This window comes from Prolixibacter sp. NT017 (genome assembly GCF_009617875.1).
Lineage (GTDB): Bacteria > Bacteroidota > Bacteroidia > Bacteroidales > Prolixibacteraceae > Prolixibacter.
The window spans coordinates 4,389,174-4,402,319 of record NZ_BLAV01000001.1 but is presented as its reverse complement, the minus strand read 5'-3'; the positions used below and the strand labels follow the sequence as shown (position 1 = coordinate 4,402,319).

Here is a 13,146-nt window from a genome sequence, read left to right as displayed (position 1 = left end):
GTGTATAATTTAATTTTTTCCGGTGTGCCCGAATCCGCCTTCACCGCGAACTGTTTCAACCAATTCAGTCACTTTCACCCATTCTACTTTTTCGTGCTGAGCAACTACCATCTGAGCAATACGCTCGCCATCGGAAATAACAAATTCTTCGGAGGAAAGATTGATGAGGATAACCTGAATTTCTCCACGGTAATCAGCATCAATGGTTCCGGGAGAATTCAAAACGGTAATGCCTTTTTTCACAGCAAGACCGCTGCGTGGTCGAACTTGTGCTTCGTATCCTACCGGAAGTTCAATAAAAAGTCCGGTGGGAACCAGCGTACGTTCAAGAGGTTTTAAAACAATATCTTGTTTCAGGTTGGCCCTCAAATCCATACCGGCTGAGTGTTCGGTGCCATAATGCGGCAGAGGGTGTCCTGAATGATTGACAATTTTCACTTCCATATGTTCATTTCGGTATTTAACTCGCTAAGATATAAAACTTAAGCGAAACCAATTAGTTAAAAAATGTTTTGCCTTGTCAAGTCCTAAACAAACAAACGTTTCAGCTCCCTTTTTTCTTTGAAAACCACAAAACCAAGGAAAACAAGAATCACAATTGTCCGAAGAACATAATGAATGACAACGTTCGATACGTTGATGTTCACTCCAATGAAATAAAGAATGAGTGCGACCACAAAATAAAGTGTCACCCGCTTCAGATCATATTTAACCGGAAAGTGCTTTTGTCCAAGAAAATAAGAAGCGACAGTCATCACGAACGATGCCACCAAAAATGCCAATGCCGAAGCCATATATCCCATCACCGGAATGAACAGCACGTTCAATCCAATGGTAACAACAGCGCCCAAAAGTGCCAGCTTAGCACCATAACTGGTTTTGTCGGTCAGTTTATACCAAAGCGACAGCGTATAGAATATTCCCTGGAAGAAATATCCCATCAAAATGAAGGGAACAATTTTCAAACCTTCGTAATAACGGGAGCCAATAAAATACTTAGCAATCCCCAGATAAAGCATCACACCCAAAAAGATGGTCAATCCGAAAATCACGAAATATTTCATCACCAGGGCATAGGTCATCTTCGAATCTTCTCCTTTGTAATGCGAAAAGAAAAACGGCTCGAACGAATAACGGAAAGCCTGGATAAACAAATTCATCAAAACAGCCAGCTTAAAGTTGGCGGCATAAATTCCCAGTTGCTGCAAACCATCGACCGATTCGGGCAACAATTTCGGCATCAATATTTTTTCTATGTTCTGATTCGCCATTCCGGCCAGTCCGACAATAAGCAAGGGCCAACCATACCGAAGCATCTGCAGGAGCAACTTTTTATCGAAAACCAATTTCTTTCCAATGAAATCGGGAAATAACATTACCAACATAACCGCTGATGAAATCAAATTGGCAATGAACACATAACCAATTCCGATATGAGGATTGTAGATGTACCTGAAAATGGAATCAGGATTCGCATCGATAATCTTCGGGCAGTAATAAATCAGGAAAATATTCAATCCAATATTCACCGCTATTCCGGTTATTTTGACAATTGCAAACCTCACCGGCCTGCTGTTCAGACGAAGCCTGGCAAACGGTATGGAGGTAAAAGCATCGAGCGCCACCGTTAATCCCATCCAACGGATATATTCCGGGTGACTGGGATATTCCATCCACCCGGCAATATTTCCTGAAAAGACAAAAACCGCCAGCACAAACGAAACCGAAGTAACGAATAAAGAAATCAGCGTAGTGGTATAAACTTCATCGGGCTTTTTACTTTTTCCGGCAAACCGGAAGAAAGAAGTTTCCATTCCGTACGTTAGCAGAATCAACAGAAACGCTACGTAAGCATACACGTTGCTGACAATACCGTATTGTTCCGGAGCAAACATCCGGGTATAGAAGGGAACCAACCACCAGTTAAGAAATCGTCCAATGATACTCGAACCACCATAGATGACGGTTTCTCCGGCCAGTTTTTTTAGTGCGCTCAAATCGGTGCTTTATTAACGGTGAATTATTTTACTTTTACAAATATAAGGTTAGCCGCTGTACATAGAAGAGACTTTGAAAGAAAGCACAAAAATTTTTAGAGCACCGCACAACCTTATTTATTCACATGAACTATTGACACTTCACTACCGTGAAAAGCAGTCAATACGAGCGTTCCACGTGAAGCAATTTTAATAAATCGGGCAAAATTGTTAATAACTGCCGAAAATTTTGAAAATTTGCCGAAGACCATTACCATTTTTAAATTTCGTTGTTTGTTTACCAGTTGATATGATGAAAAAGTTAGCTGTTCTCACATTCTTCCTGTCGTTAACAGGAATTCTTTTATTTCAATGTTCGAGCACTCCGAAGCGTTCCCGCAAGCCGGTAACAGCTATCGAAATTCTACCGAAAAGCAAATACTACCCGCAAGGAACTCCCATTACCATAAAAACAAGAACCAACGTAAAGAACGGCACCATCCAAAACATCAAGGTGGAAGTGGACGGGAAAAGTTATTTCAGTGGCAAAACACTTGAAAACGAAATCAAAGTTTCAACGAACGAAATGCCAATGGGCAAGCATTCCATAAAAGTTACCGCCATAAAAACAGACAGTGTAAAAGGTGAGAACTACAGCGATTTTACTGTGGTTTCGGATACCAAACCGGTTGATTACACATATAAAATCACCGCTACTTATCCGCATAACACCAAGTTTTTCACCGAAGGTTTACTAATACATAACGGCTACTTATACGAAGGAACCGGTGAAAAAGGACAGTCAGTTATCGCCAAACAAGTTCTGAAAACCGGAAAAATATTACAGGAGAAAAAGCTCGATAAAAAATACTTTGGCGAAGGCATTACTATTCTCGATAACAAGTTGTATCAACTTACTTACAAGGCTCAAACCGGCTTTATTTACGATGCGAAAACATTCGATAAAACCGGACAATGGCATTACGAAGCCAAAGAAGGCTGGGGGATGACCAACGATGGTACCAATCTCATCATGAGTGACGGTACCGAAAACCTGCGCTTTCTTAATCCGGAAAATCAACAAGTTTTAAAAACAATAAGCGTTTATGACGACAAAGGCCCTGTTAAATACCTGAACGAGTTGGAATACATCAACGGAGAAATTTGGGCCAACGTCTGGACGACGAACACCATTGTTCGAATTGATCCCAACAACGGAAAAGTGCTCGGAAGACTTGATTTAACAGGCTTACTAAGTGTCATGTACCGCGACGAAAATAAACCGATTGATGTATTGAACGGAATTGCCTGGGACGCCAAAACCAACGCTATTTACGTTACCGGAAAACTGTGGCCAAAGCTTTTCGAGATTGTTCCTGTTAAGAAATAGTTGACACCAGATAAAAAACAAAATGAAGGCCGGTATTTAATAGTACCGGCCTTTTTATTTTTAAAACAACGATGGATTGTCTCCGTCAATTTTGGCTCTGCCCAGATGGTGATAGGCAAGCTCTGTAGCTTCCCGTCCGCGCGGTGTTCGTTTCAAAAATCCTTCCTTTATCAGGAAAGGTTCGTACACTTCTTCAATGGTTCCGCCATCTTCGCCAACGGCAGTAGCAATGGTGCTAATTCCAACCGGTCCACCTTTGAATTTGTCAATAATCGTCGTAAGAATGCGGTTATCCATTTCATCAAGGCCGTGCTTATCAATATTGAGTGCTTCGAGGCCAAAACGCGTAATTTCGATGTCTATTTCGCCGTTTCCCTTCACCATGGCAAAGTCACGTACCCTGCGAAGGAGAGCGTTCACGATTCGCGGCGTACCGCGGCTTCGCGAGGCAATTTCGAGTGCCGCTTCGCGATTGATGGGAACATTCAGAATGGAAGCTGATCGTTCAACAATGCCCGTCAAAATCGCTGTATCGTAATATTCCAGGTGGCAGTTGATTCCAAAGCGAGCACGCAGCGGACTTGTTAATAAACCAGAGCGGGTAGTGGCTCCAATCAGTGTAAACGGATTTAACTCCAGCTGAATGGAACGGGCACTCGGTCCTTTATCGATCATGATATCGATCCGGTAATCCTCCATTGCGGAATAGAGATATTCTTCAACAACTGGACTCAGCCTGTGGATTTCATCAATAAACAGTACATCGTTTGCTTCCAGGTTGGTCAGCAATCCAGCTAAATCGCCTGGTTTATCCAACACCGGTCCGGACGTTAATTTCAGATTAACACCGAGTTCGTTGGCCAAAATATTTGAGAGGGTAGTTTTTCCCAGTCCGGGCGGGCCGTGCAATAAAACATGATCAAGTGCATCACCCCGCATGAGCGCAGCTTTTACAAATACCTGCAGGTTTTCAACAATTTTAGCCTGCCCTTTAAAGTCGTTGAAGCGAAGCGGACGTAACTTATTATCAAATTCACGTTCGGTTTCAGAAACCTGATTGCCCCTGAGATCAATAAAGTCGCTCATAATATAAGGGATTCTTTACCAGGTAAAGTTAGTGAATGAAGGGAGGAAAACAACAATCAAACAATCTTGAGACTCAGTAAAATCTCGTTCAGCTGATTCATGTCAAAGGGTTTGGCTATGAATTCATCCATTCCCCAGGAAAGGCATTTTTCACGGTCGTTATCGAGTGTATTGGCTGTAACAGCGATAATCGGAGTATATTCACTCAGTTTATTTGCTTTTTCAATTTTCCTAATCTCCCTGGTTGCTTCCAATCCGTCCATCACCGGCATCATAATATCCATCAGAATCAAATCAAATTTCTTCTCTTTGAAAAGATTCACAGCTTCTAAACCGTTGTTGGCAATAGAAACTTTATGGTTATACTTCCGCAGATTGTACGTCGTAATTTTCTGATTTAGAAAATTATCCTCCACCAGCAGTATAGACAGCCCTTCTTTATTTTGATCTTCAATTTTCAAATCAGCAGAGTTTAGAATCAAATCCCTTTACTTATTAATACGTTTTTTATGTAAAAGGATACCCTTTGAAGTCAAATAATTTTCAAAGTGGTACTACAAATAAATCTATTCGGAGAGAAATAAACAAATCCGAAAGAGCATCTTCATTTTATATTATTAGAAGTAAAGTTAAAAATTAAAAAAAGATGATGTTAATGATATACGGTTTATAACGCTCAAAAGTTCATATTTCTTTTGTTGCAATACTTCTTATTAACGTCATTTTTTACAATTTTGACAAGAAATAAACATAATGGTATTTTCTTAATCAGTATTTTACTATGATTTCAACAAGCTGTTAAGATCGTTTTGTGAATAGCTGTTCATTTTGTTGAAAGGTGTTAATTCAGTGAAAAAGGCGTTGATTTTTTAGGGTGAAATTGATCGCTAACTTTTTTGGATCTTGCAATGAGGAGCGTTTATGAAAATATTCATCTATTCGCCAAAAATATTTTTCAGATTTTGTTTTTATTTTTTAACATGATTGAAACATTCTATTTCAACATGGAAATAGGAAATACGCTTTTCATACAGAAAAATGTGATGAAAAACAGCATTTTATGAGGTTATTAACGTTGTTGATTTCTGTTGAAAACACGGGATACACAAGAATTTTCCGTTGCAATATGTTCGAATTCCGTTCAAGTTTTTAGAGTGAAGATTAGAGCTACGGGTTATTACATAATATGTTACAATGAAGAATAAGAAGCGCTTTGTTATTGATTCAGAAATTGCTGCTGAGAACGTTGATCTAAGGCGGAAATTGAAGTATAATATTCGTCAATATGATGTGGCATTTCAGGCGGGACTTAATCGTTTTTCTGATCACGATGCGCTCAGAAAAAGGGCTTCTGATTTGAAAGACAAGGTCGTTTCTCATTTGGACGAATATCTGGTAGAGTTTGAGAAGAATGCTGTCGCCAATGGTAGTAAGGTATTGTGGGCTCAAGATAAAGATGAAGCAATAGCCTTGGTGACAGACATCTTGTTGAATGAAGAAGTTGAACTTGTGGTGAAGAGCAAATCGATGCTCAGCGAGGAAATTCACTTGAACGAAGAGTTGGAAAAGTTGGGAATGGTTAGCTAGGAGACAGATTTAGGTGAATTCATTGTTCAAACAGCTGGCGAACCACCTTTTCATATTGTTACGCCGGCCATGCACAAGTCAAAGGAAGATGTAGCTGAACTTTTTCACCAACATTTCAACACACCTGCCCAGTCAACGCCTGTTGAGTTGACCAACTTTGTTCGCGAGAAATTGAGAGAACAGTACCAGGAAGCCGGCGCCGGGATTACGGGTGCCAACTTTTTGATTGCCGAAAACGGAAATATTGCCTTGACAGAAAATGAAGGGAATGGGGTAATGAGTACGTCGTTTCCAAAAACACATATTGTGATTGCCGGTATTGAGAAGATAATTCCTTCAATGAAAGACCTGGGTTTTATATGGCCTATATTGGCCGGACATGGTACGGGGCAGAAAATATCTGCTTACAACACTATTTTTACCGGACCTAAAAGAAGAGGTGAGGAAGATGGCCCCGAAAAGCAATTTATTATTCTTATCGATAACGAACGGTCGTCGATGCTGGATACTAACGAACATTGGCAAGCTTTAAAGTGCATCCGGTGTGGCGCTTGTTTGAATGCTTGTCCTATCTATAAAGTGGTTGGTGGGTATACTTACAACACAGTTTACAGTGGGCCAATTGGATCGGTAATCACTCCTTTTATGAAGAATTTTGCTGAGTTTGGTCACCTAAGTACAGCCTGTACCCAATGTGGAAAATGTGAAGAAGTTTGTCCCGTTATGATTCCATTGCCCAGATTATTACTTTTAAACCGAAAACTAACTAACGAAAATGGAGGGAATGATTGGCGATGGGGCACAGGAATGAAATTTTTTGAATACATTAGCTCTAACCGAAAACGGATGGATGTGACACAGGGTAGTTTGAAGAATTCAGCTGTTTCGCTAACCGGCAAAAACTTAATGGGAAAAAATAAATCAATGCCGACTTTTGAAGAGCTCTCCTTTTCGCGGCAGTGGAAAATAAAAAGTAAAAACGGATGATGTTATCAAAAACTTGTAAATATGCTGTTCGTGCTGTCATTTACATGGCAGCCAACTATAATGAAAATCAAAAATGTGGGATAAAAGTACTGGCCGAAGAATTAAAAATACCCGCTCCTTTTTTAAGTAAAATTCTGCAAAAGCTTGCCCGGTTTAATGTGTTGATTTCTAACAAGGGACCTAATGGTGGCTTTGCATTGGCTGCGCCACCCGATCAGATTTCATTATACAAGGTGGTTGAAATTATCGACGGAAAAGAGCTATTTGAAAGTTGTGCTCTTTCTGATGATACTTGCGACGGCCGCAGGGAAGCGTCTCATGTATGTGCGTTACACGATAGTTATTCTGATATTCGCAAACAGTTGATAAGTACCTTCAAGGACAAAATGATTGCGGACTTGCTAACGGAAGCTGACAGTTTCCCGGGAAAAATGAAATTTTAACTCAGCCATTTTCCTACAAAAGTATTTTTGAGCCAGTACAAGTAAATTAGTGTACCGGTGATAGCTCCTGTTGTATTTGCTGCAAAATCACCCCAACTACAATCACGGTTGATAGGCAACTCGTATTGAAGAATTTCGAGTAAGCCGCCTATAAAGATCAACAGCAGGGCGTTTATCAACAGAATTTTCTGGCTGGAATATTTTTTGAATTGATGAAAATATCCGGCAAGTAGCAGTGACATAACCAAATACATCGTGAAGTGAACTACTTTATCGAAGTAAGGAATTGACAACAAAGAAAGTTTTGGAATGTCGCCTGCGGGTGTAAGGGTTAAATAGAGAATAACGATAAACCAGGCAATAATTTTAATGTACTTTTGCATTTTGATTTACATTGAATTGCGAATATACAAAAATGGCCGGCATATACTTCCACATACCTTTCTGTAAAACACATTGTCATTACTGCGACTTTCACACGAGTTGCCGCCTTGCTGACCTGCCTGGTGTCATGAAGGCAGAGTTCAGGGAGCTTTCGCTGAGAAAGAATTATCTCGGTGATGAGGTTGTTGACACTATCTATCTGGGCGGAGGAACACCTTCCCTTTTGGGTTTGGATTACCTGAAAAAAATTCAGGAATCAGTACATTCACTGTTCAAAGTTAATAATGAAGCTGAGTGGACTATTGAGGCTAATCCCGATGATTTGGAGCAGAAATATTTGTACGATCTTCAAAAATCAGGTTTTAACCGGTTAAGCATCGGGACACAAAGCTTCGACGAAGAGATACTAAAATACCTGAATCGGCGCCATAATGCGCAGCAATCTGTTCGTTCGGTCCTTCTGGCAAGGGAAGCCGGTTTTCAGAATATATCAGCCGATTTAATTTATGGTATTCCCGGACTAAGTAAGGAAGCCTGGGAGCGCTCAGTTGATACGGTTGTTAATCTGGATGTGGAACATGTTTCGGCTTACCACCTCACTTATCACGAAGGCACCGTTTTATATCAGCGTTTGCAGGATGGCAAACTCAGCGAAGTTCCCGATGAAGTAAGCTTGGAGCAATACGAGTATTTGGTATCGGCTTTGAAAAATGCCGGTTACGAACATTACGAAGTAAGTAATTTTGCCAAACCAGGTTATTATTCCCGTCACAACTCTGCTTACTGGAAAGAAAAGAAATATCTAGGCATTGGCCCTTCTGCTCACAGCTACGACGGCCTATCGAGACAGTGGAACATCCGCAGTAATCCGCAGTATGTTCAGTTGGTCAATGATAATCAGAAGTTTTTCGATATTGAAGAACTGAGCGAAGTTGATCGGTACAATGACTACATCATCACTTCCCTTCGGACGATCTGGGGCATCGATATACGGAAGATTGAAACGGAGTGGAATAGTGAGCTTGGAAGGCATTTTCATAAATCACTTGCTAAATATTGCGGGACTGACTTGGTTTTTGTAGAGGACGATATTCTCAGGTTAACCGAAAAAGGAATTTTTGTTTCCGATCGCATTATGGAAGATTTCTTTTATGCCTGATTTTGTAATTTAGTTGTGTTTCGGAAGATAAAGACTGATGAAAGAGTGGAAGGAAATAGACATATTGTACAACGCGCTTCGCCGACTGTATTACCGTAATAAGATCCTCTTGGGAGTTATTAGGTTGGTGCTTGTTGTTGTAGGATTGTCGTTTCTACTTATTGGTTTACAGCAACTCTACTATTTTGGTTCTGACGCCAGGACAGTTCTTTTTTACTTCTTCATTTTCCTGGTAATTAGTCTCTTCGTCGTTTTTGTTGGTTTGCCTTTTTTCAGATTGTTCAATTGGCTTCCAGGTGTTACACCGAAAGAGATTAGTAATATTTTGAAGGCCCGTTTTTCTGGTTTAGAAGATCGGTTTCAGAATATGCTGGAGCTGAAATCTGTTTATGACGAGAATGGTGGAAATGATCTGGTAATTGCAAGTATTAAGCAAAAGCTTGAAATTGTTCAGAAGTATCCGTTGAAAGAAGCTTTGCGGTTTCGGTTACCGCAATTGGAAAAGTGGAGTTTAACTATGGCAATTGCGTTTTTTCTTTCCGTTAGTCTCTTTACTCCAGGCTTTCTGGTAAAAGGATATAACCAATACGTCCATTACAATCAGGAATTTTCGCCGGCAGCTGACTTTTCATTTGTGCTCCTAAATGATTCACTTTCTGTTAAAAAGGGAGATTCATTTAAAATTCGTGTTGGTTTGCAAGGAAGCAATTTTCCTGCGCATTTGAACATGGTGATGAATGGAAATCAATTTGCCATGCAACCTGTCGGCGATGGTTCATATAATTATACCATTGGAAATGTGTATCACGATTTACAGTTCCAGTTGAATGGCGGACCATATTACTCCGGTGTTTATGATATCAAGTGTTTGGCGGTTCCTGTTATTAGGTCATTCACCGTCAATGTTATCCCTCCGAAGTATACGTCTATGGCGTCTCGAACACTCGAGAATCAGGGTGACGCAGAAATTCCTGCCGGAAGTAAGGTGAAATGGACGCTAAACGCCGTAGATGCTGATTCTGTGTTTGTTTGTTTTGGGTCTCGTGCTGCAAAAATGATCAGACAAAACAATGGGAGTTTTCGCTTAGACTCAGCGATATTTGGGAATACCGAATACTTTTTCAGAGTGAAGAATGCAAATTTCTCGGATGACGGGTTGGTATACAATTTAAAAGTGCTGAAAGACGAATATCCGTCTATCGCTGTTAATCAGGTGCAGGATTCCGTAAATCTTACAGCTTTTTATTTTCATGGAAGAATATCCGACGATTATGGCATCAAAAATGTGAAATTTCACGTCGTTGGTAATGAGCTCGATTCGACATCAAATGTTTCTGTATATCCAAACCAAAACCCACAGGATTTCTTCTACGGATATAGTTTCCAAGGGTTAAAGCCCGGCGTTTATCAATATTGGTTTACAGTCGCCGATAATGACAGGCTCCATCATTTTAAGAAGAAACAAAGCGAGGTGTTTACGTTTCGTTTTCCCGGATTTCACGAAGTGGAAGCGCAGAGCAAGAAAGGCTATCAGCGGCTTGAAGAGAAACTGAATGAAGGGAAGGAAGCTGCCCGGAAGATACAAGAGGATTTCGGAAAGATGCGGAATAAGATGTTAAGCGGTCAACTTACCGATTGGGAAAAGAAGCAAATATCGGATCGAATTAAGCAACAGAACAGCCACCTTCATCAGTTGATGGAGAATGTGAGTAAGGAGAACAGGAAGCTGAATAATTTGTCTAAAAATTTCTCACAGCTTTCACCTGCTTTGTTGGAGAAGCAAAAGCAAGTAGAGAAGTTGATGGATCAGCTTTATTCCGATGACCTGAAAAAGTTGTTTGATGAGTTGAACACGCTCATGAATCAGTTTGACCAGAAAAAATTCAACGAGTTAACCATGGACATCAATTATCGGTTGGATGATTTGAGTAAGCAGTTGGACAGGAACATTGCTTTACTGAAGAAAATGCAGGTCGAAAAGTCTATTCATGACATTGAATACAATTTGCAAGAGCTGGCAAAACAGCAAAATGCTTTGTCCGACTTGATGAAAAAAGGCGGTCGTTCCAAAGTGGATTCTTTGTTGGCTAAGCAAGACGAAGATATTAAAGCTGCCTTTTCAGCAATTGATTCTGTTATGAGGCAGAATTCTGAGTTAGACAAACCCTATTCGATTAATAAGTCAGGTTCGCTTCAGAAGGACATTAACGGTGATATGCAATCGCTTTCTGAAAAGAAGGGAAGCCGGAATAAGCGTAGTGATATTTCTGACCGGATTAGTCATTCCCTGAAGAAGGTAGCCGAGAATTTGAATAAGAGTATGTTGTCGTCACAGATGGAAAATGATTGGGAACAGGTTCGGCGGATTCATTACCTCGCGGATAATATTCTGACTTATTCTTTTCTGCAGGAAAATTTGATGGATGAGATGCGCGGAGTTTCAGCTTTGGATCCCGCGTTGACAGGCTATCTCGACAAGCAAAAGAATCTGGTGCAGTTTGAGGAACAGTTGCGCGATACCCTATATCTGTTGTCGAAACAAGCGCCACAGATTAATATGCAAATAGGCAAGGAGTCGCTCAATTGGAAATATTATACCGATAAAGCACTTTCCGGTTTAGAAGAAAGTCAGTATCAAAAGGGAAGGGTGAACCAGCAGTTTTCTATGACATCCGCTAATAATCTTGCGCTGTACTTGTCAGAGGCATTACAGCAGATTATTGATATGATGAAGAACGCACAGCCCGGCGATGGTAACTGCAAAAAGCCTGGCGGTAAAAACAGTTCTATACCCAGCCTCGCAGAGCTTCAGAGAAAGCTGAAAGAGCAAATGGAAAGTATGTTGAATGACTTAAAGAATGGTCAGCAACCAGGGAACGATCAATTTGGGAAGATGTTGATGCAGCAGGAGATGATTGAACAGGCGATTCGGGAGCAGGTTTTAAAGGGTGATTTAGGGCCTGATGTCGAGAAGCAGTTGAAGGAAGCGCAAAGGTTACTAAATCAAAATAGAAATGATTTGGTAAGTAAAGACGTTACCCAACAGACAGTTAAGCGACAAAATCTTATATTTGAACATTTATTGGATGCACAAAATGCCAAAATGCAGCGTAATTCAGACAACGAAAGAAAGTCCGAAACGGCTAAAAATCAATTGGTAAGTCATCCAAAAAAGTATTTTGAGAAGGAAGCAAAGAGGGAAGATGAGCTTGACATAATTTCGAGGTCATCGTGGAGAATGGACTATTTTTACCGTGAAAAGTTTAATTCTTATCTAAAAAATCTTGATGGTCAGTAATGTAATCAAACGGCAATTGGAAATTCACTCCCGCATCGAAGAGTTGAAGACATGCCTTAAAGTGTGTCACGAGGTGCGTGATTCATTGTCGCTTGATTGTGAAACTTACTTTTCTTTTCAAACTTCGTTGCTCGAGGCTGTTCAAAATGCCATTATTCATGGTAATAAGTCAGATGAGAGCAAGAAAGTAAAAATCGATATGGAGGTGAATGACTCAGCGATTCAGGTCCGCATTGAGGATGAGGGAAATGGTTTTGACCCCGAATGTATTGCTAATCCTACCTGTGGCGATAATATAACCAAGGAAAATGGCAGGGGAATATTTTTTATTAAAAACCTTTGCGATGGGTTTGAGGTTATCGGTAAAGGGAATGTCGTCAAATTGTTAATCCGTATTTAGTCGTGAATATTGAGTTTTACAACGAGGATGTGGAATTACCCCATCTCGATACCGAACGCGTTAAAAAATGGCTTGTTTTTGTAGCAAATAAGCATAAAAAAGAAATAGGTGAGCTTAGTTACATTTTCTGCAGTGATTCGTATCTGTTGGATGTGAATCGGCAATACTTAAGTCACGATTACCTGACCGATATTATTACGTTTGATTATACAGCGGGTGATACAGTGTCGGGTGATGTGTTCATCAGCACCGAAAGAGTTGCCGATAATGCTACTGAGTTTAATGTTTCTTATGATGAGGAATTACTTCGGGTTCTCGCTCATGGTATTTTGCATTTAATAGGATTCAATGATAAAAATGAGAATGACCAAGAAATAATGACGCAGCAAGAAGACGCGTGTATTTCAGATTATCATAATATTGAAAAGTAAAGAAA

At 40.3% G+C, this 13,146-nt stretch carries 13 protein-coding genes and 1 pseudogene; 9 read left to right on the top strand and 5 right to left on the bottom strand.

Annotated elements, in window-relative coordinates:
• Positions 1 to 9 precede the first annotated feature (9 nt).
• Together dut and GJU87_RS18325 are read right to left on the bottom strand one after the other, a co-directional pair.
• On the bottom strand, positions 10 to 444 hold the full coding sequence (gene dut, locus GJU87_RS18330; protein WP_153640798.1) for a dUTP diphosphatase: 435 nt from the start codon (positions 442 to 444) through the stop codon (positions 10 to 12).
• Positions 445 to 527: 83 nt separating this feature from the next.
• Complete coding sequence (locus GJU87_RS18325; protein WP_153640797.1) at positions 528 to 1,997, bottom strand: lipopolysaccharide biosynthesis protein; 1,470 nt, start codon at positions 1,995 to 1,997, stop codon at positions 528 to 530.
• A 289-nt stretch (positions 1,998 to 2,286) separates the two neighbouring features.
• On the opposite strand from GJU87_RS18325, the gene GJU87_RS18320 reads away from it, so the two are divergent.
• Entirely contained in the window at positions 2,287 to 3,366 is a 1,080-nt protein-coding gene (locus GJU87_RS18320) for a glutaminyl-peptide cyclotransferase (protein ID WP_153640796.1), read from the top strand.
• 60 nt (positions 3,367 to 3,426) lie between these two features.
• Here the strand turns inward: GJU87_RS18320 and ruvB are convergent, their stop codons facing one another.
• Both ruvB and GJU87_RS18310 read right to left on the bottom strand, forming a co-directional pair.
• Positions 3,427 to 4,452 (bottom strand): Holliday junction branch migration DNA helicase RuvB, encoded by a 1,026-nt coding sequence (gene ruvB / locus GJU87_RS18315; protein ID WP_106540981.1) that lies wholly within the window; start codon positions 4,450 to 4,452, stop codon positions 3,427 to 3,429.
• 56 nt (positions 4,453 to 4,508) lie between these two features.
• Complete coding sequence (locus GJU87_RS18310; protein ID WP_228492049.1) at positions 4,509 to 4,913, bottom strand: response regulator; 405 nt, start codon at positions 4,911 to 4,913, stop codon at positions 4,509 to 4,511.
• Between the two features lie 733 nt (positions 4,914 to 5,646).
• On the opposite strand from GJU87_RS18310, the gene GJU87_RS21505 reads away from it, so the two are divergent.
• The 4 genes and pseudogenes from GJU87_RS21505 to GJU87_RS18300 all read left to right on the top strand — a co-directional run bounded on the left by GJU87_RS21505 (position 5,647) and on the right by GJU87_RS18300 (position 7,469).
• Positions 5,647 to 6,039, top strand: a complete 393-nt coding sequence (locus GJU87_RS21505) for a hypothetical protein (protein WP_228492048.1) — start codon at positions 5,647 to 5,649, stop codon at positions 6,037 to 6,039.
• Between the two features lie 12 nt (positions 6,040 to 6,051).
• Positions 6,052 to 6,507, top strand: a pseudogene (locus tag GJU87_RS21640) (LUD domain-containing protein); the annotation flags it as partial.
• A gap of 30 nt (positions 6,508 to 6,537) precedes the next feature.
• Positions 6,538 to 7,026: a 4Fe-4S dicluster domain-containing protein gene (locus tag GJU87_RS21635; RefSeq protein ID WP_255454240.1), complete on the top strand. Its 489-nt coding sequence runs from the start codon at positions 6,538 to 6,540 to the stop codon at positions 7,024 to 7,026.
• A complete protein-coding gene (locus tag GJU87_RS18300) occupies positions 7,023 to 7,469 on the top strand; it encodes an Rrf2 family transcriptional regulator (RefSeq protein ID WP_153640795.1) in 447 nt (148 codons plus the stop codon). The genes GJU87_RS21635 and GJU87_RS18300 overlap by 4 nt, the downstream gene beginning before the upstream one ends.
• On the opposite strand, the gene GJU87_RS18295 is transcribed toward GJU87_RS18300, so the two are convergent.
• Positions 7,466 to 7,852 carry a VanZ family protein gene (locus GJU87_RS18295; RefSeq protein ID WP_153640794.1) on the bottom strand — a complete coding sequence of 129 codons (387 nt, stop codon included), beginning with the start codon at positions 7,850 to 7,852 and terminating at the stop codon, positions 7,466 to 7,468. The genes GJU87_RS18300 and GJU87_RS18295 overlap by 4 nt on opposite strands.
• Before the next feature lie 32 nt (positions 7,853 to 7,884).
• Here GJU87_RS18295 and hemW point away from each other — a divergent pair, with 32 nt between their 5' ends.
• Genes hemW through ybeY form a run of 4 tightly spaced genes read left to right on the top strand, consistent with a single transcriptional unit; the run spans position 7,885 to position 13,141 of the window.
• Positions 7,885 to 9,012 carry a radical SAM family heme chaperone HemW gene (gene hemW, locus GJU87_RS18290; protein WP_153640793.1) on the top strand — a complete coding sequence of 376 codons (1,128 nt, stop codon included), beginning with the start codon at positions 7,885 to 7,887 and terminating at the stop codon, positions 9,010 to 9,012.
• 37 nt (positions 9,013 to 9,049) lie between these two features.
• Positions 9,050 to 12,310: a DUF4175 family protein gene (locus GJU87_RS18285; protein WP_153640792.1), complete on the top strand. Its 3,261-nt coding sequence runs from the start codon at positions 9,050 to 9,052 to the stop codon at positions 12,308 to 12,310.
• Positions 12,300 to 12,710, top strand: coding sequence for an ATP-binding protein (locus GJU87_RS18280; protein WP_153640791.1), 411 nt, complete (start codon positions 12,300 to 12,302; stop codon positions 12,708 to 12,710). Before GJU87_RS18285 ends, GJU87_RS18280 begins: the two co-directional genes overlap by 11 nt.
• A 2-nt stretch (positions 12,711 to 12,712) precedes the next feature.
• Complete coding sequence (ybeY, locus tag GJU87_RS18275) at positions 12,713 to 13,141, top strand: rRNA maturation RNase YbeY (protein WP_153640790.1); 429 nt, start codon at positions 12,713 to 12,715, stop codon at positions 13,139 to 13,141.
• Positions 13,142 to 13,146 lie beyond the last annotated feature (5 nt).

Excerpts from the sequence above, each read along its gene's own strand:
- dut (WP_153640798.1), bottom strand. The coding sequence starts at position 444 with ATGGAAGTGAAAATTGTCAATCATTCAGGACACCCTCTGCCGCATTAT.
- GJU87_RS18320 (WP_153640796.1), top strand. The coding sequence starts at position 2,287 with ATGATGAAAAAGTTAGCTGTTCTCACATTCTTCCTGTCGTTAACAGGA.
- ruvB (WP_106540981.1), bottom strand. The coding sequence starts at position 4,452 with ATGAGCGACTTTATTGATCTCAGGGGCAATCAGGTTTCTGAAACCGAA.
- GJU87_RS21505 (WP_228492048.1), top strand. The coding sequence starts at position 5,647 with ATGAAGAATAAGAAGCGCTTTGTTATTGATTCAGAAATTGCTGCTGAG.
- GJU87_RS21635 (WP_255454240.1), top strand. The coding sequence starts at position 6,538 with ATGCTGGATACTAACGAACATTGGCAAGCTTTAAAGTGCATCCGGTGT.
- GJU87_RS18300 (WP_153640795.1), top strand. The coding sequence starts at position 7,023 with ATGATGTTATCAAAAACTTGTAAATATGCTGTTCGTGCTGTCATTTAC.
- GJU87_RS18295 (WP_153640794.1), bottom strand. The coding sequence starts at position 7,852 with ATGCAAAAGTACATTAAAATTATTGCCTGGTTTATCGTTATTCTCTAT.
- hemW (WP_153640793.1), top strand. The coding sequence starts at position 7,885 with ATGGCCGGCATATACTTCCACATACCTTTCTGTAAAACACATTGTCAT.
- GJU87_RS18285 (WP_153640792.1), top strand. The coding sequence starts at position 9,050 with ATGAAAGAGTGGAAGGAAATAGACATATTGTACAACGCGCTTCGCCGA.
- GJU87_RS18280 (WP_153640791.1), top strand. The coding sequence starts at position 12,300 with ATGGTCAGTAATGTAATCAAACGGCAATTGGAAATTCACTCCCGCATC.